Raw genomic sequence first — 24,177 nt, forward strand, 5'->3', positions numbered from 1 at the left:
AGAACATTAATTTACCAAAGTTTTGTAAACGCGGTGCCCGCTCTTTGTCAATGTGTGGTTAAATCGGCAACAATCGGACTTAATTCGACATTTTCCGCGATCGATTCGCACACAAGCGCGTTCCCGCTCAACTGCTTGGCCTTCTTCTTGAGCAGCGCCGCCCTCTCGGAGAGAGCATCCGGCGTCCAACCGGCCGTCGACTGGCAGAGCAGCAGGGACAGGGAGAGCGATAGGCCCGTCGCTTCCAGCGGTCGCCCCGATCTATCGAGCACCGGGCCGACATATTTCCCCGTATACGCACCGATTCCCCGTTCGAACCGGTTAATGACTTCTCTCGCCATCTCGGCGGGGTCCGAACCGGATGAGACGACGATAAAGTCATCTCCCCCGATATGGCCTACGAAACACTCCGCATTGGTCTGCGTCCTTACGGTATCCAGCAAAGTTTCCCCCGTAAATCGGATAACTTCGTCTCCCTTATGAAACCCGTACTGATCGTTGTACCACTTGAAATGGTCCAGATCCGCATACAGCACCGCGAACGGACGGCCTTCCGCCAGCCTGCGAACGAGCTCCCGATGAATCGGTTCGTTGCCCGGCAACCCGGTTAACGGATTCGCCCATTGCGCATCCGTCATCCTCGATTGCGTAATCCACTCCAGCATGGATCGGATGGACGTAATACCGGTAACAAGTCCGTCGCGAGTGACGATTACGGCGTCGTACAGCTTGTCCGGCTCTCTGGCCATCGCCATCTGCGAGGCTTGATCGACCGTAATGGATTCATCGACGATCATCGGATGAGCGTCCATGATTTTGCCGACCGAACGGCTCCAATATAACGGTAAACCGAATTGGCCCGACAACAATTGATGAAGCTTTTCTTTCATGACTAGCCCGATTGGCCTTCCGTTATCCGTAATGACGATTCCCTGTCCTTCCCTATGCAGCTCAAAGTGCCGGGAAACTTCCGAGACGGAAATATCTCTGCTCATCGTTTTCACGGGTTCTACCAATTCCGACAACGTACCGGTGGCCCCTTGATAACGCCTGTTCACTTCCGAGCGTATACGGGTCTGAATTTCCGGAGCCAGTACCATCCGGTCTTCGACTCCACGGTCCAGCCATTTGCCTTGGGCATAATTCATTCCGCTCGCGACAAGCGCGGGGAGCAGCCCCTCTTGATCCAGCCCGCTCGCGATCAGAACGATCTGTTCTTTGCGCGTTAAAGCAATCAAGCCTTGCAGCATGCTCTCTTCGACTGGATCGAGTCCTTTGCCGCTTATCCAGCCTACGTTCAGTTGCGCGTAATCCGGATGCATGTCCACCATTCGGCGCAATGAAGCGAAGCTCGGCATGATTCCGGACAAAGCGATCCGGAACCCTTGATTGCGATAATGGCTAAGCGCGGCTTTCATCGTGACGCCCTGTTCGTCTTCCCCTCCGACCATAACGAGTACGACATGCTCCGGCCTTAAGTTGGCCGCTTCGATCCGCCTCAAAGTACTTCCCGGATAAAGCCTCGGATCGAAAATAATTTTCGACGGTACGGGGAGGAACAGCTTCACGTCGCCGTTGCGGGAAGGAAACCCCCGAATCGCCGCTTCGCGGAAACGGCGATCGACCTCGAACAACCGCCCTTCCTGATCCGCGTTCTCATAGAACTCTTTCAGGTTCATCCTTGCGCCGCCATTCTTTCTAACGGGGATCGCTTCGAAACCGTACAGCGACCCGTCCAGCAGCGAAACGATCGGCAAATAGCGGACTTTGAAATCGGAATCCGCCGATAGCGACGGATATTCGGTCAATGGCAATCTTATCGGATTGCCGGAGAAAAACATTCTCTGCCATGCGGTTTCATACGCCGTGAGCAACGCCTCTTCCAAGTAAGCAGGCGAAGTATCCTTTCCGGCCTCAACGGCGGACGGACTCCCGATCCATCCGAACCCGTATCGAAGGCTGCTTCCGTTCTCTACTCTGCGCGAATAGCGAAAATCGGTAAAAACCCTTGTCATGACGTCGCGCAGCAGAAAAGCGATTCTTCCCGCTGCAATCTCCGGAACCTCCTCGGGAGACGTGCCCCCCTGCTGCTTCTCGGCCGTGAAAGCTACGGTTAGGATGAGGCTCGCGCCGGACATCGTCCAACGCAGGACGGAATCGGATAACTTCGAGAATCTAAGGGCGACCGCTCTTAACAGACGGCGTATGCGCAAAGGCACGATTGCCGGAGCTTGGTCGGACTGCGCCGGAGCTTGCCCGCCTTCCCAACGCACGATAAATAACCCGCGGCTCTGCAGGTTCAGGCTCTCGACCGACTTGTCGCCGAGTTCGCCGTTCCGTGTATCATGCTCTTCTCCGTTAACCGCTCTTCTACCCTTCCAGTGCGCCGTAACCAGTTCTGGATTTAACCATCCGCTTGCTTCATTCATATTCGTATGCCCCCGACCGACGATAGTGGATTCCATACCCGGGAAAGGATCGTTCTTTTCTACCACCGTACCATGGCATTGTTTTCGTAATCGTTCGGTTTTGTTGTCCGTATGTAAAAACGCTTAGCAGCTCTCGAAATGATCCCTTTCGCACTAAATGAGTAGAGTACAGTAAGGTGATCGTATCACTTTATCCATCTACTTTGCGGATCATGTCCTGAAATAAGATGATGCGGTAACGCTAAACGTTCCGGACAGCTTCACTACACCGGGTTCAGATTCAAATAGCGTTATCCCGTAACGTTATTGGATAGCTACAGCTCCCTATCAAACCAATAGAGTGACAAGGAAGCGCTATTCTATATCCAAGTAGGTGCTTTGGGCCCAAGCAAGTATTTGCGCGCGCGAATTCTATCGTTTTCAGCAACAAGTAACTCCATAGAAACCAACTCATGCAACAAATGGCGCGCGTGCTGTGCTTGTACCCCCAATAGAATACATACTTCCTTAGGCGTAAATGGACGTTGGAGACGAATGGCCATTCTCATAATCTCCCTATGCTTGAGCGAGAGCGCCGAAACACCTTGGTTGCCGCCGCCATATAACTTCCCCATCACTTGCAAAATAAATTGCAGGCATTGGCGGGGCCGTTCTTTGATCATATCTAGCGGAATTCGATACACGTGCCAGCCGTAATGCACCAGTTGATTTTGTCTCTCCTTCTCATAATCAAAGCCTCGGCGAGTGATATTCTTCGCATGAGAGCTAAAGTCGTCCACTTCCCAATCGATAAAATACTTCATATTCCGCGTGCAGAAATTGGAGATTACCAAATAAAGGCCACCAAATTTCCTGTAGAAACAACTTCTCGGAGTGACCGTGGTCTTCTATTAATTTGCGCAACGGTTCTCCTTTTCGCAACTTCTTTTGATTCGCCAACCATTGTTCATAATGGTCATGAAACATCTTGCTCTCTCTCCTTTGCGGCACTGAAGACGACAAAAAACCGCGATCTCCCAACTTGGGAAAACGCGGTGTGCTTCACTCGCCGATATTCGTTTAATATAAAAATAAACGATAAATTCAAATGTGTCACGCAAGCTATCTGTATTCCACCACTGCTATTGATTCAAATCGGGACGTTTGCCAGTCATCAGATAGACGACGCTTTCGGCGATGTTCGTCGCATGATCGGCGATCCGCTCGATGTAGCGGCCCACGAAGCTAAGCAGCATCGCTTGGCTGACCGTCTTCGGATTCTCTACCATGATCGAGAATAGCTCCCGTATGATTTGCGCGTACAGGGCGTCTACCTGATCGTCGTCCTTCGCGCTCTTATATGCGAGATCGACGTTTTCGTCCACATAGGACTGCAGCGATTCTTGGATCATGATCGCGACTAGATCGGCCATTCTCGGCAGATCGAGAAGCGGCTTGATTAACGGTTGACCGTCCAACCGGATGACTACCTTGGCGATATCTACGGATAAGTCGCCCATCCGCTCCAGATCGGACGAAATTTTGAAGGCGATCAGAATACGGCGCAAATCCTTCGCGACCGGCTGTTGCGTAGCGATCAGCTTCGCTCCGATTTCGCTGATTTTCTCTTCCAGCTGGTTCAGCTCGGAATCGGATTTCACGATTTTTTTACCCGTTTCGATATCGCCGTTCTTCAGCGCGTCCATCGATTCGATAAGCGCCTTCTCGACGCGATTGCCCATCTCGATTAACAATTGCGTCATTTCTTCCAATCCATGATCGAACTCCAGCCGTTTAACCATCATCCCTATCCATCCTCTCTCGGAATCAACCAAACCGTCCACTGATGTAATCTTCCGTGCGCTGATCAGTCGGATTGGAGAACAAACGCTCCGTCTCCGAATATTCCACGACTTCTCCGTTCAGGAAGAAGACGGTTTGTTGCGAAACGCGAGCCGCTTGGTGCATGTTGTGCGTGACCATGACGATCGTATAACGATCCTTCAGCTCTTGCGCGAGCTCTTCGATCTTGAGCGTGGAAATCGGGTCTAGAGCCGACGTCGCTTCGTCCATGAGCAGAATGTCGGGCTCGACCGCGAGCGCGCGCGCAATGCACAGACGTTGCTGTTGACCGCCCGAAATACTAAAGGCGGAACGCTTCAGATGGTCTTTCACCTCATTCCACAGAGCGGCCGAACGAAGGCTCGTTTCCACGATTTCGTCCAGTTTCTTGCGATCGGTAATGCCATGCAAGCGCGGTCCGTAGGCGATGTTGTCATAAATCGATTTCGGAAAAGGATTCGGCTGTTGGAACACCATTCCTACGCGTTTGCGAAGCGTCTCAACGTCTACCTCGTTGGAGTAAATGTCGGTACCCGCGATCGCGACCGTACCTTCGATTCTCGTACCGGCGATCATATCGTTCATCCGGTTGAACGTTCTAAGCAGCGTGGATTTGCCGCAGCCGGAAGGACCGATGAACGCGGTGATGGCTTTCTCCGGTATTTCCATGTTGACATGCTTCAAAGCGTGGAATTCTCCGTAAAACAAATCCAAGTCGTTGATCTCGATAATGGGTTTCATCGTCTGGTCCCTCACCTTATATGTTTTTCTGGAACTTGTTGCGGATAAGAATGGCCGAGAAGTTCATCAGCAGAAGCATGACGAGCAGGACGATTATCCCCGCCGCGGCCAGGTCATGGAATTCGACCTGCGGCCTTGAAATCCAGCTGAAAATTTGAATCGGCATAACGGTGAACGACGACATAAGGCTGTTCGGCAAGAAAGCAATGTACGTCACGGCGCCGATCATGACGATAGGCGCCGTTTCGCCGATCGCTCTCGACATCGCAAGAATAACTCCGGTCATTACGCCGGGCAGAGCGGAAGGCATGACCGCCCGGGATACGGTTTGCCATTTGTTCGCGCCTAGCGCGAAGGAGGCGTCCCGTCTTGCTCTAGGCACGGCTTTGATCGCTTCCTGCGAAGCCACGATAATAATCGGCAATACGAGCAAAGTCATCGTCAGTGCGCCCGCGATTAAGCTGCGTTCCAAGGAAAGCAACCGCACGAACAACGTTAATCCCAAAATTCCGTATACGATGGAAGGCACGCCCGCAAGCGTACTGATATTAAGCTGGATCAACCTGGTGAATTTGTTCTTCTTGGCATACTCCTCCAAGTAGATCGCCGCACCCACTCCGAATACGAAGGAGAGGGGAGCCATAATCGCGAGAATATAGAGGGTACCTACGATAGCGGACTTCATCCCCGCGATGGAAGCTCTGCGGGAAGGATAATTGTTGAACAGCTCCGGCTTTAAGTTCTTGAATCCGTCCGACACGATGTCCGCCAGAAGGACGATCAGGACGAGGACGCCTAAGGAAGTACAGGCGAGAAACAAGAGCTTAAGAAAGAGATCGATCCGGCGTCTGCGCATTACTCTCTTGTGGTCGTCTTGAATGAGGTCTGTCATCTTAGTACTCCTCCCGGAAGCGCTTGGCCAATTTTTGCGCCACGATATTAAGCAGAAGCGTTATGACGAACAGCGTCATGCCCACCGCGAAGATCGAGCCGTATTCTATGGAACCGTGCTGCGTATCCCCGCTGCTGACTTGCACGATATAAGCCGTCATCGTTTGGATGCTCTCCAACGGATTGGCAGTCAGCTTCGGCGTAGCTCCCGCCGCTACCGTCACGATCATCGTTTCTCCGATCGCGCGGGAGAAAGCAAGCACGGAAGCCGATACGACTCCGGAGAAGGAAGCTGGCAATACGATTTTGAGCGCCACTTCGAACTTCGTGGCTCCGAGCGCGTAAGCGCCGTCGCGCAGCGAACGAGGAACGGCGGTCATCGCGTCTTCGCTCAGGGAGCTGACCATAGGGATGATCATGATCCCGACCACGATTCCCGCGCTGAGCGCGTTGAATACGGGAAGACCCGGTATTATATTTTGCAGAAGCGGAGTCATAAAGGTTAACGCGAAATATCCGTACACGATGGTCGGAACACCCGCGAGGACTTCCAAAATTGGTTTAATCAATTTGCGAACTCTGCGCGGAGCATATTCGCTTAAGTAGATTGCCGCCGCCAAACCGACCGGGATGGCAACCAAACAAGCAATCAAGGTGATCATCAACGTTCCGCTCAGGAGCGGCCATATCCCGTATGCCTTCGGGGCCATCAAGGGATTCCATTTGGTCTGGGTGAAGAAATCCACGATCGATACGTGTTTGAAAAACTGAAAGCTCTCGGAAAACAATGTAAACACGATGCCTATAGTCGTAAGAATAGATGTCGCCGCGCAAATGAATAATAAGACGGGCATCACTTTATTCATGAAGCTGGAACGCTCGTTCTTGAATTGCATTTTTCCCGAAAGGACGGGTTGTTCGGGGTTGCGAATGGGCTTCAAGGCCTCTTCTGTCATCGTCGTTCGCTCCTTGTTCATCCTGACATAGAAAAGCCGATGCCCCCAGAAGGCAACGGCGCCGTCACGGCCCGTTCGCCTTCTGGGAACATCACCCTTACTACAGCTTGGCTTTTTCAGCGGTATATTGCTCTTCCGGCAATGGAATATATCCGACTTCAGCCGACAGAGTAGGCACGTTGTTCATGAAGTACTCTACGAAACCTTTGACTTCAGCGCGCTCGTACTCTTTCTTGTTGACATAGATGAACAATGGGCGGGACAAAGGAGCATAAGTGCCGTCTTTGATCGTTTCCGCGGAAGGTGCGATCGCGCCGCTGCCTCCGTCTACGGGAACCAATTTCAATTTGTCCGTGTTTTCCTCATAGTAAGCAAATCCGAAAAATCCGATTCCGTTCTTGCTGCCCGCTACGCCTTGAACCAAAGTGTTGTCGTCTTCGCTCAAAGTTACGGCGTCATCGGTGCGAAGGCCTTTTTTATCCAAGATCGCTTCATTGAAGTAATCGAACGTTCCGGAATCAGCGCCCGGGGAGAAGATCAGGATTTTTTCGTCCGGCCATTCCGGACGAACTTCTTTCCATGTTTTCGCAGTGCCTTCGTTACCGAAAATTTTGGCAAGCTCTGCGATCGTCAGGTGATCGATGAAATCATTGTCTTTGTTCACGACGATGGACAGTCCGTCGAACGCGATTTTGAGCTCGTTATATTCAATGCCTTTTTCTTGGCAAGCCGCTTTCTCTTCGTCTTTGATCGGACGCGATGCGTTGCTGATCGCGGTCTCGGCGTTACAGAAGCGTTTGAAGCCTCCGCCTGTACCGGATGTGCTGACAGCCGGTTTAACATCCGGTTGCTCTTTGCCGAATTCTTCGACTACCGCTTCCATGATCGGGTATACCGTGCTGGAACCGTCGATCTCGATCGTACCGGACAATGCTTCGGAGCTTGCAGGAGCTTCAGAGCTTGCAGAAGCCTCTTCGCTTGGGGACGCACTTTGGTTTGCGTTGTTGTTGCCGCATGCTGTCATGAATGCCACCAGCAATACGGCCAGTGTTAGAAGACCTTTGCGTTGAAACTTTGTAAACAATGTACCCACTCCTTAAATCTCTAATGTGTTTTACTGTTATTAGATTAACTGAGGAGTGTAAAATACAAATGCCACTTTTGTTAACGCTATGTAAAAATATAATCTAGCGATTTTTACGGTCTTTAATCCATAGAGGGATTCGGAAAATAATATTGAACATCAAGATTACGAACACAAGAACGGCCGCCGATTTATCCGAGATCGAGACGGCATCGGGCACGATAGCCTCCGATTGCACGTACCAGAGATGAACGGCCAAAGTCTCGCCTGGCGACAACAGATTGAAATCCCACATCTCGCCGGATGTCGTCACGCCCGCGGTCAGTATGATTACCGCGCTTTCGCCGAACGCGCGCCCCGCAACCAAACAAATTCCCGTCACGATGCCGCTGATCGCGGTCGGAATCAATACGCGCCTGATCGTCTGGAGATGAGTCGCGCCTAACGCGAATGATGCCTGCTTCATTTCCTTGGGCACGGCTCGAATCGCTTCTTCCGTTACCCTCGTCATGACCGGGAGGTTCAGAAAAGCCAAGCTGACCGCGCCGCCGATGATCGTTAAGCCGATCTGGAACATTTCGACGAACAGGGCGATCCCGAACAGCCCGAATATAATAGAAGGAACGGATGCCAGACCTTCCACGCAAATTCTTATGAAGCCGATCCATTTATTGTCCGGCGCGAATTCCGCCAAGTAGATTCCGGCGGCCATGCCGAGCGGAACCGCGATCAGCAGGGAGATTAACAGCATATAGAAGGAGTTGAACAAGGCAGGCCCGATGCCGCCTCCTTCTTCCATCTCGCTAGGCAATCCCATGATGAAGTCCCATGTCAGGCTAGGCAGTCCTTTTTGCAAAATTAAATAGAGCAAAGCGCAAATGAACAATACGATACATGCGGATATTCCCCATACGAAGACGGTAAAGATCCGATTGTTGACGTTGTTGATTCCTCTGTTCGTACTGAACATCTTGCTCGTTTCCGTGGCAGCCGATTTCATTGTTGAGCCCCTTTCCGTTGCAGCAAGCGGACAAGCACGATCATCAAGAGAGAAATAACGAGCAGTAAGAAGCCCATCATATACAACGCGTTGTTCCAAGTGGAATCGAACGGAACGTTAGCGATCTGCATAACGATGTTGCTCGTCAGTACGGACGTCGGTTTGAATAACGCGTCGGCCAGCTGCGGGGTGTTCCCGATGACCATAACGACCGCCATCGTCTCCCCGATCGCGCGAGCCATCCCTAGGATAACTCCGTACATAATCCCGCTGCGGGCAGCCGGAATCGTCACCTTGAATATCGTTTGGAATCGCGTTGCCCCTAGCGCATACGAAGCATCCCGGTATTTGCGAGGGACGACGCTGATCGCATCGTCGCTGATCCGGCTAATGGTCGGCAAAACCATGATCGTGAGCACGATCGCAGCGGCTAGTATGCCGTCCCCCATGTTCGTTCCGGTAATATCCCGAAGCAGCGGAATTAAAATCGTCAAGCCGAGGAAACCATAGACGACCGAGGGTATTCCGACTAGCAAGTCCAGAATGGGACGCAGCAGGTTTCTCAACCATTTCGGCGCGATTTCGGCCAGAAATACGGCAATGATAACCGATAACGGGACGGAAATCAGGAGAGTCAGCAGCGTTAGCGCGAAGGTGCCGAAAATGAACACGAACGCGCCATAGCTTTCGTTCTCCGGCGTCCAATCGGTCGAGAAGAAGAAGGTCATCGGAGAAACATCGCGGAACGTTAGCACGCCTGTTCGGAACATGAAGAAAAGGATGCTGAACAAAATAAGGCAGACGAACACGGCACTTGCGATACAAGCGATTTTGAATATGCGGTTGTAGAACAACAGCCGATTTTTCCGATCGAAGACGTTACCCGAACCGGCTTTTATGCTTCCTCCAAGCTCGTTCTCGGATTTCTCCGCGATCGGTAATTGCGCAGAAGTATCCACTTGCATAGGGGTGTTGCTCCTCCCAATAAGAAACCAGCTTCGCGTAAGTTCGCTTTGCTGGTTTCTTTATTAATGTGTAGTTATTGGAGCGATTGGAGTACGTCGCTTACTTGATAGCGGAAATCGGAATGAATTTCAGCTTCTTCAAGGAACCGTTCTGGAACTTCGCGCTTTGGATGTACTCGATGAACGCTTTCGTCGCGCCATCCGGCTGGCCTTTGGTCATGTAGTAGCCGTAGCCCCATACTTTATAAGTTCCGTTGATTACGTTAGCTTCGGACGGAGCAACGCCGTTGATTTTCATAGCCTTCATGTTGCTGGTAACGTATACGAGGTCGATGTATCCGATTGCGTTAGGGGTCGTTTCTACAGCCGTTTTCATGTCCCCGCTCGACTTAACTTCTTTGTAATTGCTGCCTTTGCTTAGGAAGTCGGAACCTGCCAGTGCTTTCATTTGGAAGTTAACGCGAGTACCGGAACCGAAGGCGCGGTTAACGACGATAATGTCCGCATCGGAGCCGCCGACGTCCTTCCAGTTCGTCACTTTGCCGGAGAAAATGTCCTGAAGCTGTTTCGTAGTCAAGTTATCGACTTTAACGTTCTTGTTGACGACGGCAGCGAACGGGATAACCGCTACTTTATGAGCGACTTGGCCGTCGAACTTCTTGAAGCCCGGAACGTCTTGGGAAGCATCCCAGTCTACCGCACCGATATCCGCGATGCCTTTGCGAACGGATTGCGGTCCCGTAATGGAACCGGCGGCGGAAGCCGAAATTTTGACCTTCGGATTCAGCTTCTTGAACTCGTTCGCCGCTTGAAGCGTCAAAGGAAGAAGAGCGGAAGATCCGTTAACTACGATTTTGCCTTTCAGGGAACTAGCCGCGCTAACCGCGGAAACGGACGATGTAACCAGCGCGATCGCCATCGCGGCGACGGATAACGATTTGAACAATTTCATGGGTTAAAAATCTCCTCTCGAATATACCGATTCTCTTATCGGGTTGTTGGTTTCCATAGACCGTTAATGTTCAGGAATACGCGTCCGTCATTGATCACTGCGAACGGAGCGCCTTCCTGCGCGACGATCTCGCTTACCGTCTCGTCAAGCGTGTACAATTGCTTCGAAGTTCCGGTTGCCGGATCGACTTCGTAGACGAAGTTGTTCGCGCCGCTTCCTTCCGTGAGCAAATACCATTTGCCGCCGGACAATACCGCATCGTATACGTCCTTCTCGTTGAACAGCGTTTTGAGCGTTTTGTCGTTGCTAACGGATACCAACGTGGATTTAGCGGCATCGTCGCTGCTGACGCTTACGAACGTTACGTTCGATGCGTCCGCGTTCGCGCGAATGAACACTTTGTCATCCGCGGACGTCGTCAGTTGCACGGCTTTGTTTTCTTTGACCGAAGGGTCGACTTTGAATAAGAAGATTTGCGGCTCGGTGCCCTTCATGTCGATCGCGACATCGTCGCTCTCTACCGGCTTCGAGCTGTCGGCGACGACCGCGCCCGGCTTCGTTACCGTATACGTGAACGTTTTGCCGTCCGCGGATACGCCCAAGTTCGCTTTGTAATCGACTTTGTCGTCAACGATTTTCGTGATTTTGTTGATTTCCGGTTCCAGCTTGGCGATTACGCTGCCTTTGTCCCCTTGCAGGAAGAAGATCGACGCGCTGTCGGCGGACCAGACCAATTCCGGCTTGATGTTCGTGTCGCTGCTCACTTTCGTCGGAACGATTTTATCGAAGTCGATGACGTAAATTTCTCCGTTCGCGTTCGTGTAAGCGGCTTTCTTGCCGTTAGGGGCAACCACCAGCTCCGATGCATCAGAAGAAAGAATCAGTTTCGAGTATTTGCCCGTTTGCGCATCGACCAAGTAGTCCGAGCGGCCCGATTCATTTTCCTGCGAAGCGATGAATCTAGCAGCGTCCACCCATTGAATATGATCTACGTCGCTCAACAAGTTCGCGTCGATCCAGATCGTTCCGGATGCATCCTTAGCGAAGCTTGCTCCCAATGCTTCAACGTAAGCTTTTAACTCCACGTATGTAGTGCCTTTTACGCTTTTTACCGGAACGTTAAGCTGCTGTTCCGTTCCGTCGACTCGAATCAGATTGCTGTTCACCTTCAATTGGACGGCATGGCCGTTCAGCGTAGCTTGAATTCCGTCTTTAGTCACCTGCAACCGTACGCCCAGATTCAGGCTAAGATCGCGGAGAGACACGAGCGTTCTGCCTTTCTCATAGAACGTGCTGATGCTAGCCGTCGCCCCGTTTACGATGTAAGCCGAACTTGTAACCTGTACCGCGCTTGCTTTCGTTGCCGTAGCAGCGGATGCCGCACCCGCTGCGGATACTCCGATTGCCAACGCTAATACAGAAACAACAGACGCTTTTTTTAGCAACATCGACTCTGATCACCCTTCTGATTATGGTAGATTCTTCTTACTAGTGATCGTTCAAAAAGCCAGGTTTTGCTATATGAACAACCTCTACTAGTGTGAGTATAGTACTGGTTTGTAAAGCGGCTGTTCATGAATCGTATTCCGATTGTTAAATTTATGAATTCATTTGTTGGACGAGCTTCTGGAACTCCATTCGTACTTCCGTTGAGCGGTCGCTCGCTTCCCTGGAAGCCTCCATAAGCTTGGACGCCGCTTCTTGATTCAGCTCCGACGAACTCCACAGCTGCGCGAAAGTATCCTCCGTTTTTTTCACTTGAAGGAACCCTTTGTCCGCGCCTTTCTTTCCTTCGCCGACCAAACTAGTCGCGCTTAATACGGCTTCCGACATCGACCTGAGCAGTCCGGAAATCTGGGTCGCGGATTGTTTCGTTTGGTCGGCCAGCGTACGGATCTCGCCGGCAACTACGCCGAAGCCTTTCCCGTGCTCCCCCGCTCTAGCTGCTTCTATCGTCGCGTTGACCGCAAGCAAATTGCATTGATCCGCAAGATCCGCGATAAGCCGAATGATGCCTTCCGCCGCGGACGTCCGTTCCGTGAGCTGAACGACCGCTTTCTCTTGCTTGGCCGCGTTCGAGGACCAGATTTTGAACAGCTGCAGCATCTCGCCCAGTTCTTCCCTGCCTTGATCGGCGATCTCTCCGATTCGTTCGCTGCATGCTTGGGTGTCGCTTGTCGCTTCGTTTACGCGCTCTACGGAATCATGAATGCTGACGATCATCGATTCGGTATCTCTAATCGTGCGGATTTGCCGGCTTACCGCTTCGCGTTGCAGCAAGCGGGATACGTTAAGCAGATCGTTCATCGTCAGAATGCCGACGAATTTGCCGTTATCCGTCAGAAGCACGGCATCGTAGAACGTCTCTTCCGAGCGCGACAACGCCCGGTCGATGAGTTCTTGAGGGTCGATGGAAAGCTCGGCGATCAAGGGCGACGGCTCCATATGGCCCGATATCGGTTTATGCCCGAACAATGACATCCCGTATAAAGAACCTATTAATTGAAAGAAACGGTCTCTCATGATCAAACCGACCGGCCGATGCGTATCGTCGCAGACGGCTACGCATTCGAACTGTTTCTTCCTCCGGAACAAGTTCACGAGATCGTCGCTATGCATCGTCGGCGAAATGACCGGACAGCTTTTCATCCAATCTTTGACGATAATAGGTTGAAAGATTTCCGTTATTGCCGGGTCGGCTTTTCTGATCGGATGAGATTCGGATTTCTGAACTTCCGTCTGCCGTTCGTTGATGGTTCTAGTCAGAACTGTAGCGATGGCCACAGGAACACCTCACTCGGTATGGGATGGGTAAATATTTCCTCCATTGAAACTATCAAATTTATGTTCTCCATTTGTTCTAACTTCGTTATCGGAATGTAAACTTTATCGAAAAGGAGGCAAAAGAATAACCCTCTCCGAGCTAACGGAGAGGGTCTCATGACTATAAACTGGATTTGTCCGATTGTTTGCGATAGATCCATTTCGATAATGTAACGCTAATCTCATAGAGCAATAGCAAGGGAGCAACCACTAGCAAATCGGAAACGATGTCCGGCGGCGTAATCAATACCGCCGTAACCGTCAGGGCGAAATAAGATAGTTTCCTTGCCTTGGCCAACCGCTTAGGGTTCAGAATGCCGAGGGAAGTGAGGAACATGACGATCGCCGGCATCTCGAACAGAAATCCGAAAGGCACCGTCATATTGAGCATGAACGCGAAATACTTCTGCGCGGTATACACGGTCTCGAAATCATCCGCCATTTTCTCCAAGAAACCGATAACCATCGGATAAATAACGAAATAACCGAAACTTAGGCCGAATACGAACAAGATCGCAAGCGCCGGAATATAAGCGAGTGTTTTCTTCTGCTCTTCGACCGACAATGCCGGTTTGACGAATCGCCATGCCTGCAGTCCGGCTACGGGAATCGTCACGGCAATCGCGACGACCCCGGCCAACATGAAGTACACCCAAATAATATCCGACGGAGCGAGAATCGCAAGCTTCTGGTCCAAGTCCCGCACAAGCCAGCGATACAACTCTTTGACATATACCAATGCACCGCAAAGCGAAACCAGGAATGCGATTAAAGTGAAAATAATCCTGCTTCGCAATTCCCCTAGATGCCCTACGAAGCTTTTGCCGTTCGCTTTCCGAGAAAACGATTGGGAAGAGTCCATCATAGAACGCCCACCCTATCCATTCGACTTCTCGACGACGGACAGCCGAGGTGTTGCATCGCTAGCCGTTGCCGTTGCGGACAAACCTTTGTCCGCTTCCTTGGAGTCCTTGTCCTTGTCATCGGAGCCGTTGACCATTTCGCGAGTCGCGGATTTGAATTCGCTTAACGTGCGACCGAATGCGCGTCCAAGCTCCGGAAGCTTCGAAGGACCGAATATAATAAGAGCAATGATTAGAATTAGAATTAGACCACCGATACCAATGTTTCCGAACGGCATATCCTCATCTCCTTATGAGTAGTTGAGTTGCTTAACCTAACTTAAATCCGCTGATCGCCACGACCGAGCAACGCGCTTTTCCATCGCTTTTGCGGTGCGGCCATAAACTTGTAGGGTTGCTTAGATCCGTCGTATTCTCTCCCGGATGCTGCACGGAGAGGAACAGCGTTTTCTCATCCGGCGTAAAGAACGGACCCGTCAATTCGCAATCGTTCGGACCGGATGCGAATTGCAACGCATGTCCTTTGCTTGGCCCGGATGTCGGAATCACGAACAGTCCGTTATTCATGAAGGAAGAGTAGATCCCTTTGTTCAAGCTGCTTGAAGAAATATCGGTAACGACCCATAAGTCTCCGTTCGCATCGAACGCAAGGTTGTCCGGCGAGCTGAAGCCCGATTGCCGGCCGCCCGCGGCGAAAATTTCAAAGTCGAACGAGGCGGCTCCCAAATCGTCGTCCTTCTCGAAAATGCGCGTAATATGACCGTGGATGTTTCCGTGAAGATCGTTGTTCGTATGGCAGATAAAGACCGTGTTGTCGAAAGGAGAAATCTCAATGTCTTCCGGACGGTCCGTCGGCATGCCGCCGAGCAGAATAGCCGCTTCGTGGCAATTCGTAACGACGTCGGCTTGGCTCTGGAACAGCTTGAGGAAATCCTCTTTCGTTCCCTTAAGGCCGGCAGGCGTCTTGAATTTCGGATTATCCAATGCCTTCTTCACCGCATCGTAAGTAAGAGCGATCCACGTCCCGCTCTTCAGGCTGGCAACATAAAGCGTGCCATCTGCAAGAAGATCCGAATTGGCGCGTCCTTTCGACTTGTCGAATTTGCCGTTGCTGACGAACTTGTAGATACAGGCATCCTTCTTGTCATCTCCCATGTACACAACGACTCGACCGTCTTTGGCAAGACCCATAGCCGTATTCTCATGGTTAAACCGTCCGAGTGCCGTGTGTTTGCGAAGGAAAGAACCGTCGAAAGGATCGATTTCGACGACCCAACCGTAGTGAGTCAGAGGCAATGCCGCTGCGGTCGCCAAATCCGCGAAGTTTTCTTCGCAGGACAAGACCGTATTCCACAACGTAACGCCTCCGGAGCAATTGGCGAAGGTTCCAGTTACGGTTGTTTGTCCGCCTAACGCCTTGGAGCCTTTGGCTGGGCCGGTCAATTCGAACTTAGAGAAGCCGTTGATGCGGCGTGCATGGACGGAAGACTTGTCCATTTTCCAAGCGCCATCCGTATCCCGATATACTTCGATAACCGACATTCCTTGATAGTAAAGGGCTTCTTTGACTTGCTCCGGGCTCATCTTGTCGTCCTTCAAAGGCCCGTGCAGAAAAATATTGGTGTATTCATGGTTAGTAGCGAGCAAACCGCGTTGGCTGGAGCCGTTGATCGGAAGGAACGCATTATAATCGCATCCTTGCCCGAACTTGTCGCCCTTCTGGTTGATGACATCGTCGAACGCGGCAACTACATCGTATTTGTAACCTTTAGGAACGATAAGTTGATCTTCATTGGAAGGGGAAATCGGATCGAAGTGTCCGCTAACACGGTTGGAATTGTACCCGAACAGATGATCGGCCGTTTTCGAAGCAGCAGAGGCTTTTCCATCAAGAACTCCCAATCCTGTCGAAACGGCTGCAAGCGCAGCGGCACCCGTACCTAAATACGTTAAAAACGCGCGACGATCCATTTGCTTCTCCATAAACTCGCTCCTCTATAGAAAATAGACTCTCCATAGTCAAGAATACTTCGGGATTGTTAATGGGAAATGTATCAGAATGCAGCTTTAGGTTAAAAACGTTATCAATCTGTTAATTATGGTTGAGTTTTTATAAATCCAAGTAAAAGAGCGCGCTGCTCATTAGATGTCGGTCATCGATATCGTCGTTGGCTGTCGCACTCGTCTAAAATTATCTCCGAAAAAAAATAAGCCGACTTATCGTTTAATGCAAAACGATAAGTTGGCTTATTAAATCAAATCGGTTTAGACTTCGTCAACATTGACCCAAGCGCCGCGCTCGATCGACAGATCTACCGCTTCCAGCACCTCTTGGCATTTCACGCCGTCGAGGAACGTTGGCGTGAACGGGGAATCGGTCGTCATATGCTGTACGAACTCGTACACGATATGAACGAATGCGTGCTCATAACCGATAATGTGTCCGGTCGGCCACCAATTGCCCGCGTATTTGTGGGACGGTTCCGTAGCCAGAATGCGGCGGAACCCTGCCAAATTCGGCTCGTCCTCGCGGAAGTATACTTCAAGCTCGTTAAGCTTCTCAAGATCCCAACGGATGGAGCCTTTGCTGCCATGGATTTCGAACGTGTTATGGTTTTTGCGGCCTGCCGCGAAACGGGAAGCGACGAACATGCCCATAGCTCCGTTCTTGAAGTCGGCCAGGAATCCCGTCGCGTCGTCGACGGTAACTTCGCCCTTCTCCGTTGCGGACCCGGAGCCGGTTAAGCCCGACGATTGGGTAAGAATCGGACGCTCCTTAACGAAAGTCCGGTTGTGTCCGACGACGCGATCGAATTCCCCGATCAGGAACCGGGCAAGGTCGATGCTGTGCGCGTTAATATCGCCATGCGCGCCGGAGCCGGCGACTTCCTTCTTCAGACGCCAAGCGAGCGGCGTATTCGGATCGACGAGCCAATCCTGCAAGTAGGTGGCGCGGTAATGATGAATCTCTCCTAGGCGTCCTTCGTCGATGATTTGCTTGGCCAATTGCACGGCCGGCAAGAAACGGTAGTTAAAGCAGATGGCATGCTTTACTCCCGCTTTTTCCGCCGCTTCGAGCATTTCGCGTCCATCCGCCAGGTTAAGCGCTAACGGCTTTTCGCAGAAAACGTGCTTCCCTGCCGCGATCGCGGCGAGCGTAATTTCTTTATGCGCGTCGCTCGGAGCGTTAATATCGACGAAATCGATGTCGTCGCGAGCGATCATTTTCCGCCAATCCGTCTCGTACGATTCCCAACCGAATTTGTCCGCGGCTTCTTTAACGCCGTTCTCGTCGCGTCCGCAGATCGCCTTCATGACGACATCCGCGGCCGGATCGAAGAACATGCCTACGTCTTTGTAAGCATGGCTATGGGCTTTGCCCATGAATTTATAGCCGACCATGCCGACGTTGATTTTTTTCTTGTTTACGCCCACCACATTTCACCCGCGCTTTCTTTCAAGATAAGAGAGTTGAGGAAGTTGGCCGCTTTGGTAAAGCCTTCGTTGACGCTCATTAAGCCGTCCTCGTGCTCGATGCTGATCGTGCCCTCGTATCCGACGAGGCGCAGCGTGCTGACGAGATCTTTCCAGAACTCGTCGTCATGTCCGTAGCCGACCGTGCGGAACACGAAAGAACGGTTCAGAATGTCGCCGTAATGCTTCGTATCCAGAACGCCGTTTAGCGCCGTATTGCGTTTGTCGATCTTCGTATCCTTGGCATGAACGTGGTAGATGGATTTCCCGAGCGCTTTCACGCACTCGATCGGATCCATGCCTTGCCAGAACAAGTGGGAAGGATCGAAGTTGACGCCGATGTTGTCGCCCGCTTCTTCCCGTAGGCGCAAAGCCGTCTCGGTATTGTACACGAGGAAGCCCGGGTGAGCTTCGATCGCTACTCTTACGTTGTGCTTGCGGAGGAACTCGGATTGCTCTTTCCAATAAGGGATCGCGATTTCGTTCCATTGCCACTCCAATACCGTTAAGAAATCAGGCGGCCAAGGGCAAGTCACCCAGGATGGATATTTCGAGTTCTCCGATTCTCCCGGGCAGCCGGAGAAAGTAATTACGGTATCTACGCCAAGCTTCTCCGCCAACAGGACGGTAGCTACGAAATCGTCATGGTGGGATTTGGCGATCGCCGCGTCCGGATGGAGAGGATTGCCATGGCAGCTAAGCGCGCTGATCGTTAAGCCGCGGGAATCTACCGCATCGCGAATACGTCGGATCGCCGCATCGTCGTTCACGATGTCTTGCGCGTTAACGTGCGCGGTTCCCGGATATGCGCCGGTACCGATTTCAACGGATTGCAATCCGGCCGATTTAATCGTATCGAGTGCTTGTTCGAATGATTGCTGGCTGAACAAAACCGCAAAAACTCCTGCTTTCACTTGTTAACCACCAAACCTTTCCTAGTCATTTCGTGTTTTTGCGCATTTATGTACGCGCGTTCACTTTTCCAATTCCAGTTTACATGATAACGCATGCATTGTGCCACCCCTATTTCATATGGCGACCATTCCAGTCTACATGAGTTTGTCCTTCGATTCATTTCCCGATTTAATCCTTTTTATATGCTTTTGTATCATGAAATTCAAATCCGATTACCTGGTCGCGCCCATCGCCATGATCTTTACTTTCACTTTCACGTTCACTTCCGCGTCGGAGAACGCTTCTTCCCAATGCTCCCGCACCTCTTTCCATTGCCGGTATTGTCTTGCCCGCGCGTAAAATCCGAATCCGATCGGATCGACCTTCGCTTGTTGCATCTTCGCGAACAATTTATCGTATTGCTTCTCGAATTCGCGCTCGATCTGCTTCTCCAGTTCCTTGCCTTGCTTTTCCACCTTTATCGGAAACAACAACTCCGAAAAGCTGATTTTCAATTTCACCTGAACGTCGAAACGGAAACGACCGTCGACGAAGCTCGATTTCGTTTTCGTTGAAATCCCCGTTGCGGTAAAGCTTAGAAGATTATGCTTAAAGAATCCATCGCTTGGCTGAGATGGATTCGTGAACGTAAAAGGAAAGATCCCGTTCCTGTGAGGATACAACAAAGCGAACAGCTTATTCTCGGATGGATTGAGCGTTATCGCATAACGACCGTCCTCCTTCAACAACGCCGTTCCCATGAGATTAAGATGGTCATCCTCCACCTTTAATTGGGTAATGCTGGGGGTCATCGCCTTGTCGTACATTTGCCTATGCAGCTCTTGAAGGGTAGTCGCCATCGTGATGTTTCTGCGTTTCGCCGTGCTGATCAATTCCGTGACATAGGTTGGGAGACGAGGTTTATCTTTGGGCGATAAATCCATCAGTTCGGATACCGGACCGTCCACGAGCACCGCGAGAGCAAGAACCGTGTTCTTATTATCGCGGTACAGAGGATCAAGAAGTTCAAACCAGCCTTTATGCCGCAGAAGGCGTTTGCCGAGAAGAAGAGATTGTACTTTGCCTCCCATGCTCATGGCGACCACTCTTCGGTCGAATTCTTCCCTTGAACTGCGCAAAGTTTCCGTATGAACTTCGAAGTGCTCTTCCTTCTTGCGAGCCTCTCTGCTGAATACGGGACTTGATAAGAAATAGACTAAACGGTCTTCTTCGTCCAAGTCGATTCCGACCATCAACGCGAAAGTTACGTCTTCTACGTTCTGGCGATCGCTGCAACCGGAGAGGAGCGCGAGGAGCAACGCGCAACATAGCTTACTTCTTCTCATTGCGATTCCCCCTTGTTAACCCTCGCATTCCCTTGAACGTATATCCACAACATTACGGGTAACGCATAAGCGACCATCATTCCGTAACGGCTCATCCACGCCTGCCAGACGTTCGATTGATTCCATGAGGGATGAAGCACGAATACGATAATGATTAACAAGACGACCAACCAAGTGATAATCGGGCTATGGTTCTGCCTTCGCAACACGTGAGCGATACTGAAGGAAGCGAAATACAAATACGGAATCCATGTAGACGAGATCACGTAAATGTAAATAGCCAATATGATCATGTCGAACCTCTCCAGAAAACGAAACTCGATTACTTTCAACATGCTTAATAACGGCTGGTTATACCCCCCGATTTCGTCCGGACTGAAAAACGCGAAACAAATCAACGTGACGGCCAGGTACAATAATATCGTTATCGAGTTTGCGATCACGACTCCCAGCATGGCTTTCTTCTTATTTTCCAAATAAGGATACAGAACGAACAGAATTTCAAAACCCAAAAGCGAATACGTCGTCGTTTCCACGCCTTTCAAAACGGGCATTACGCCTTCCTTAAACAGGGGCAACAGATGGATCCAGTGGCTATTGTTCAAAACCAGCAAGAGAATCAAGGGCATCCAAGCCGTCATATAGAAGACGAGCTCGCCATATCTACCCAATACCCTCAATCCTTTCCTAGCCAGCATATAGGTAGGTATGGAAAACAAGGCAATGATGATCGTATCGGAAGTTTGAGGCAAAAACCATGATTTGATAAAAAGCATCGTTTTGATTTGGATGAGCCACGCAAAAAAAGTAAAGTAAATGGCGATCGGAATCGAAATGAGCAGGGATAACCGTTTGCCGAACAATTTATCGAACAAATCGAATAGAGTGAAGTCGGGATAACGCTTGAAAACTTGAATGATGAGATAACCGGCGAGAATGTTGATGAACCAACCCGCGATCAGGGACATCCAACCATCGGTTCCCGCCTTCTCCCATAGCTCCCTCGGAAGCGACATCACCCCCGTTGCGACCTGAATCCCGTGGATGAGGAATATGAACTGCATTAAAGTAATGCTGTTTTGAGCATACCCTCTCATTTCTTGTCCCCTTTTTTTCGATTATCCACCGCTCTTCTCGACTGAACGGGTTCCGCGCTTTTCGGCCGTTTGATCATCTTCCAAGCCGGAAACCTCACGAACGTATCCTTCATGTCCGTCCAACGGAACGGAGAAAGCGGGCTTCCGTAAGGCGTGCCCAAAGATTCCAACGATATGAGATGAACGATCAAAATCATCATTCCGGCGACAATCCCGATAATCCCGAACATGAACGCGATAATCATCATCGGAAACCTCAGCAATCGAATTGCCGTTCCCATGTCGTAGTTAGGGATAATAAAAGAAGCGATGGCGGTCGAAGCGACGACGATGACCATGATATTGCTGACGATGCCGGCTTGCACGGCCGTTTGCCCGATGATGATTCCTCCCACGATACCTACGGTTTGTCCCACCGGAGCGGGTAAACGGATTCCGGCCTCCCGCATCATCTCGAGCGTGATTTCCATGAGCATGGCTTCCAACAAGGGCGGAAAAGGAACGCGAGTTCTCGACTCGGCAATCGAAAACAACAGTTGGATGGGGATCACTTCGTAGTTAAAAGAAATAAACGCGATATAGAGCGCAGGTAACATTAACGCGATAACGAAAGCCAAAAACCTGAGCATCCGGATGAACGAAGCGATCAACCAACGCGTGCTATAGTCGTCGATGCTCTGGAAGAACGAGACGAACGTTGCCGGAGCGATAAGAACGCTTGGAGAACGGTCTACCACGATGGCGATTCTTCCTTGCAGGATTTGAGACACGGTCGAGTCCGGGCGTTCCGTCAGAATGAACTGCGGAAAAGGAGAATACGGATTATCCTCGATAAATTCGACCAGTTCCCCGGTATTGATGATCGAATCTATTTCGATCGATCGGAGTCGCGTCTCCAGATCCGACACTAATCGAGGATTCGCCACGTCGCCGAGATACATTAACCAAACCATGCATTTCCCCCGGCTGCCGATCGTCATTTCTTTGATTTTCAACTCGCGGTTAGGAATATACCTGCGAATCATGGAGATGTTTTGACCGCCGGATTCCGTGAACCCTTGATGCGCGCCCTTAAGAGACGTTTCGATCTGAGGATCCTCGATCGCCCGTTGCGGCCACCCCTTCGTGTCCAACAGCGTAGCAACCGGCCTGCCGTCAATAAGCAGTACGGTATTGCCTTGAAGGATGGCGCTCTCAAGCTCGTCCCAATGAACGCTTATACTGACCTGACTCACATTGGGGAATGCAACATCCCCATTCCCGCTTGGAGCTTCGCTTGTTAACGGTCGGATAATATCGTTGTTTAAGGTCGTTTTGTCCGTTAGCCCGGCTATAAAAACGAGAGCTGCCTTCTCATCGGACGCTCTGATGGTCAGCCGTCGGATAACCAGATCCGGAGTCAGATCGAACAATCGACGAATGAAGTCCAAATTAACGGATAATTCGCTATGAAGGGATTTTCCCTCGGTCGAATTCAAAAAGTTGGCTTGCGGACTTCCGTGAACGTTGCGTCGCCTTCTCTTCCTTAATAACCAACTTAGAAAATGAAACATAAATCATCATCCCGTTAACCGAATTTTCTTCTATATTCTGGCTAATTGACTGGAAAAATATCCTTTCCTGCGCCCGGATTCAAAAAAAAGAAGCCGAGGCTCCTTAGCTTCGGCTTCTTCCTGACATATTCAATTTTATACGAAGCTTATCGCTTGTCCTTTGCTCGCGGATTCGTATACGGCTTCTAATATTTCTTGCACCACCAAAGCTTGTTTGGCCGTTACGACGGGCTCGCGATCGTGCAGGATCGCTTCGATCCAAGCGCGGGCTTCCTGTTCGGCCGCATCGTCCGGAAGCGGATTGCCGCCGAAATCTCCCGCCATTTGGATTTCCTGCGTATACAGACGGCCGTGTCGTTCGCCGTTAACGCGCAAGCCCTTCTTCATATCGGCTCCCGCTTTCGTTCCGCTAAGAGAAACTTTCGCCTCGTCCACGTCAAGCGTATTCAACGCCCAACTGGACTCCAGCCATACCGTAGCGCCGTTCTTCATCGTGATCATGGCGAAAGCGGAATCCTCGACGGTGAACTTGGAAGGATCCCAATTTCCCCATAGATTCGCCTGGCTCCCTTGCTCCGCTAACTTGCGGTATGAAGTCCCCAATACCGTTCTCGGCTCGTAGTTGTCCATCATCCACAGCGCCAAGTCAAGCGCGTGCGTTCCGATATCGATCAACGGACCTCCGCCCTGCTTCTCCAAATCGAGGAATACGCCCCAAGTCGGCACTGCCCGGCGGCGCACCGCATGCGCCTTCGCCACATAAATTTCGCCCAGATCGCCTGCGCGACATGCTTGATGCAGCCATCGGCTATCGGCGCGGAAACGGTTCTGATAAGCGATGCTCAGCTTTTTGCCTGTTCTCTGCGAAGTTTCCAGCATGCGTCCGGCATCCTCGGCGGTTTTGGCCATCGGCTTCTCGCATAAGACGTGTTTGCCCGACTCCAGCGCCGCGATCGAGATTTCCGCATGGGTATCGTTCGGCGTACACACATGTACGACGTGTACGTCTTGATCGCGAAGCAGATCGTAGACGTCATGGTAGACTCTTGCGTCGTGAGTACCGAATTTGTTTTTCGCTTCATGCGCTCTGTCCGGCGCAACATCGAAGAACGCAACGGCCTGCGCTTCCGGGATTTTGGCGAGTGACGGCAAATGCTTCCCCATCGCGATTCCGCCGCATCCGATCATCCCTACGTTAACTTTTGTCAAAACGCTTGTCCTCCTTGCGAGTTATCAGGATTCATTCTACAATCAGTGTATCATAATCATTTTGAAATCCCATGCGCTG

At 51.1% G+C, this 24,177-nt stretch carries 21 protein-coding genes; all 21 read right to left on the minus strand.

What is annotated here, in order from left to right:
• Window positions 1–47: 47 nt before the first annotated feature.
• Window positions 48–2,429: a GGDEF domain-containing protein gene (locus FPL14_RS05530; RefSeq protein WP_182302074.1), complete on the minus strand. Its 2,382-nt coding sequence runs from the start codon at window positions 2,427–2,429 to the stop codon at window positions 48–50.
• 359 nt (window positions 2,430–2,788) lie between these two features.
• Window positions 2,789–3,262 (minus strand): hypothetical protein, encoded by a 474-nt coding sequence (locus FPL14_RS05535; RefSeq protein ID WP_182302075.1) that lies wholly within the window; start codon window positions 3,260–3,262, stop codon window positions 2,789–2,791.
• Between the two features lie 288 nt (window positions 3,263–3,550).
• Window positions 3,551–4,210, minus strand: a complete 660-nt coding sequence (gene phoU / locus FPL14_RS05540; protein ID WP_182303863.1) for a phosphate signaling complex protein PhoU — start codon at window positions 4,208–4,210, stop codon at window positions 3,551–3,553.
• A gap of 25 nt (window positions 4,211–4,235) precedes the next feature.
• Window positions 4,236–4,991: a phosphate ABC transporter ATP-binding protein PstB gene (pstB, locus tag FPL14_RS05545; protein ID WP_182302076.1), complete on the minus strand. Its 756-nt coding sequence runs from the start codon at window positions 4,989–4,991 to the stop codon at window positions 4,236–4,238.
• Window positions 4,992–5,007: 16 nt separating this feature from the next.
• Entirely contained in the window at window positions 5,008–5,883 is an 876-nt protein-coding gene (pstA, locus tag FPL14_RS05550; RefSeq protein ID WP_182302077.1) for a phosphate ABC transporter permease PstA, read from the minus strand.
• A gap of 1 nt (window position 5,884) precedes the next feature.
• Window positions 5,885–6,778 (minus strand): phosphate ABC transporter permease subunit PstC, encoded by an 894-nt coding sequence (pstC, locus tag FPL14_RS05555; RefSeq protein WP_182303864.1) that lies wholly within the window; start codon window positions 6,776–6,778, stop codon window positions 5,885–5,887.
• Window positions 6,779–6,938: 160 nt separating this feature from the next.
• Window positions 6,939–7,931 carry a PstS family phosphate ABC transporter substrate-binding protein gene (locus FPL14_RS05560; RefSeq protein ID WP_324617875.1) on the minus strand — a complete coding sequence of 331 codons (993 nt, stop codon included), beginning with the start codon at window positions 7,929–7,931 and terminating at the stop codon, window positions 6,939–6,941.
• A gap of 94 nt (window positions 7,932–8,025) precedes the next feature.
• Window positions 8,026–8,922 (minus strand): phosphate ABC transporter permease PstA, encoded by an 897-nt coding sequence (gene pstA, locus FPL14_RS05565; RefSeq protein WP_229263793.1) that lies wholly within the window; start codon window positions 8,920–8,922, stop codon window positions 8,026–8,028.
• Complete coding sequence (gene pstC / locus FPL14_RS05570) at window positions 8,919–9,887, minus strand: phosphate ABC transporter permease subunit PstC (RefSeq protein WP_182302079.1); 969 nt, start codon at window positions 9,885–9,887, stop codon at window positions 8,919–8,921. The genes pstA (FPL14_RS05565) and pstC (FPL14_RS05570) overlap by 4 nt, the downstream gene beginning before the upstream one ends.
• 100 nt (window positions 9,888–9,987) lie before the next feature.
• Window positions 9,988–10,839 carry a phosphate ABC transporter substrate-binding protein gene (locus FPL14_RS05575; RefSeq protein WP_182302080.1) on the minus strand — a complete coding sequence of 284 codons (852 nt, stop codon included), beginning with the start codon at window positions 10,837–10,839 and terminating at the stop codon, window positions 9,988–9,990.
• Window positions 10,840–10,874: 35 nt separating this feature from the next.
• The gene (locus FPL14_RS05580; protein ID WP_182302081.1) at window positions 10,875–12,287 is read right to left on the minus strand and encodes a stalk domain-containing protein; all 1,413 of its coding nucleotides are present in this window, start codon (window positions 12,285–12,287) and stop codon (window positions 10,875–10,877) included.
• 151 nt (window positions 12,288–12,438) lie between these two features.
• Window positions 12,439–13,623 (minus strand): methyl-accepting chemotaxis protein, encoded by a 1,185-nt coding sequence (locus tag FPL14_RS30460; RefSeq protein ID WP_182302082.1) that lies wholly within the window; start codon window positions 13,621–13,623, stop codon window positions 12,439–12,441.
• A 160-nt stretch (window positions 13,624–13,783) separates the two neighbouring features.
• Window positions 13,784–14,527, minus strand: coding sequence for a twin-arginine translocase subunit TatC (tatC, locus tag FPL14_RS05590; protein WP_229263794.1), 744 nt, complete (start codon window positions 14,525–14,527; stop codon window positions 13,784–13,786).
• Window positions 14,528–14,539: 12 nt separating this feature from the next.
• Window positions 14,540–14,803, minus strand: coding sequence for a twin-arginine translocase TatA/TatE family subunit (gene tatA / locus FPL14_RS05595; RefSeq protein ID WP_182302083.1), 264 nt, complete (start codon window positions 14,801–14,803; stop codon window positions 14,540–14,542).
• Window positions 14,804–14,834: 31 nt separating this feature from the next.
• Window positions 14,835–16,508: a PhoX family protein gene (locus FPL14_RS05600; protein WP_182302084.1), complete on the minus strand. Its 1,674-nt coding sequence runs from the start codon at window positions 16,506–16,508 to the stop codon at window positions 14,835–14,837.
• Between the two features lie 282 nt (window positions 16,509–16,790).
• The gene (locus FPL14_RS05605) at window positions 16,791–17,927 is read right to left on the minus strand and encodes a Gfo/Idh/MocA family protein (RefSeq protein ID WP_182303867.1); all 1,137 of its coding nucleotides are present in this window, start codon (window positions 17,925–17,927) and stop codon (window positions 16,791–16,793) included.
• A gap of 23 nt (window positions 17,928–17,950) precedes the next feature.
• Complete coding sequence (locus FPL14_RS05610; RefSeq protein WP_182302085.1) at window positions 17,951–18,913, minus strand: sugar phosphate isomerase/epimerase family protein; 963 nt, start codon at window positions 18,911–18,913, stop codon at window positions 17,951–17,953.
• 213 nt (window positions 18,914–19,126) lie between these two features.
• The gene (locus FPL14_RS05615; protein WP_182302086.1) at window positions 19,127–20,239 is read right to left on the minus strand and encodes a Ger(x)C family spore germination protein; all 1,113 of its coding nucleotides are present in this window, start codon (window positions 20,237–20,239) and stop codon (window positions 19,127–19,129) included.
• The gene (locus FPL14_RS05620) at window positions 20,236–21,336 is read right to left on the minus strand and encodes a GerAB/ArcD/ProY family transporter (RefSeq protein WP_182302087.1); all 1,101 of its coding nucleotides are present in this window, start codon (window positions 21,334–21,336) and stop codon (window positions 20,236–20,238) included. Before FPL14_RS05620 ends, FPL14_RS05615 begins: the two co-directional genes overlap by 4 nt.
• Window positions 21,333–22,889: a spore germination protein gene (locus FPL14_RS05625; protein ID WP_182302088.1), complete on the minus strand. Its 1,557-nt coding sequence runs from the start codon at window positions 22,887–22,889 to the stop codon at window positions 21,333–21,335. Before FPL14_RS05625 ends, FPL14_RS05620 begins: the two co-directional genes overlap by 4 nt.
• Before the next feature lie 135 nt (window positions 22,890–23,024).
• Window positions 23,025–24,098: a Gfo/Idh/MocA family protein gene (locus FPL14_RS05630; RefSeq protein ID WP_182302089.1), complete on the minus strand. Its 1,074-nt coding sequence runs from the start codon at window positions 24,096–24,098 to the stop codon at window positions 23,025–23,027.
• Between the last annotated feature and the right edge of the window lie 79 nt (window positions 24,099–24,177).

The organism is Cohnella cholangitidis, from assembly GCF_014107495.1.
Classification (GTDB): Bacteria; Bacillota; Bacilli; order Paenibacillales; family Paenibacillaceae; genus Cohnella; species Cohnella cholangitidis.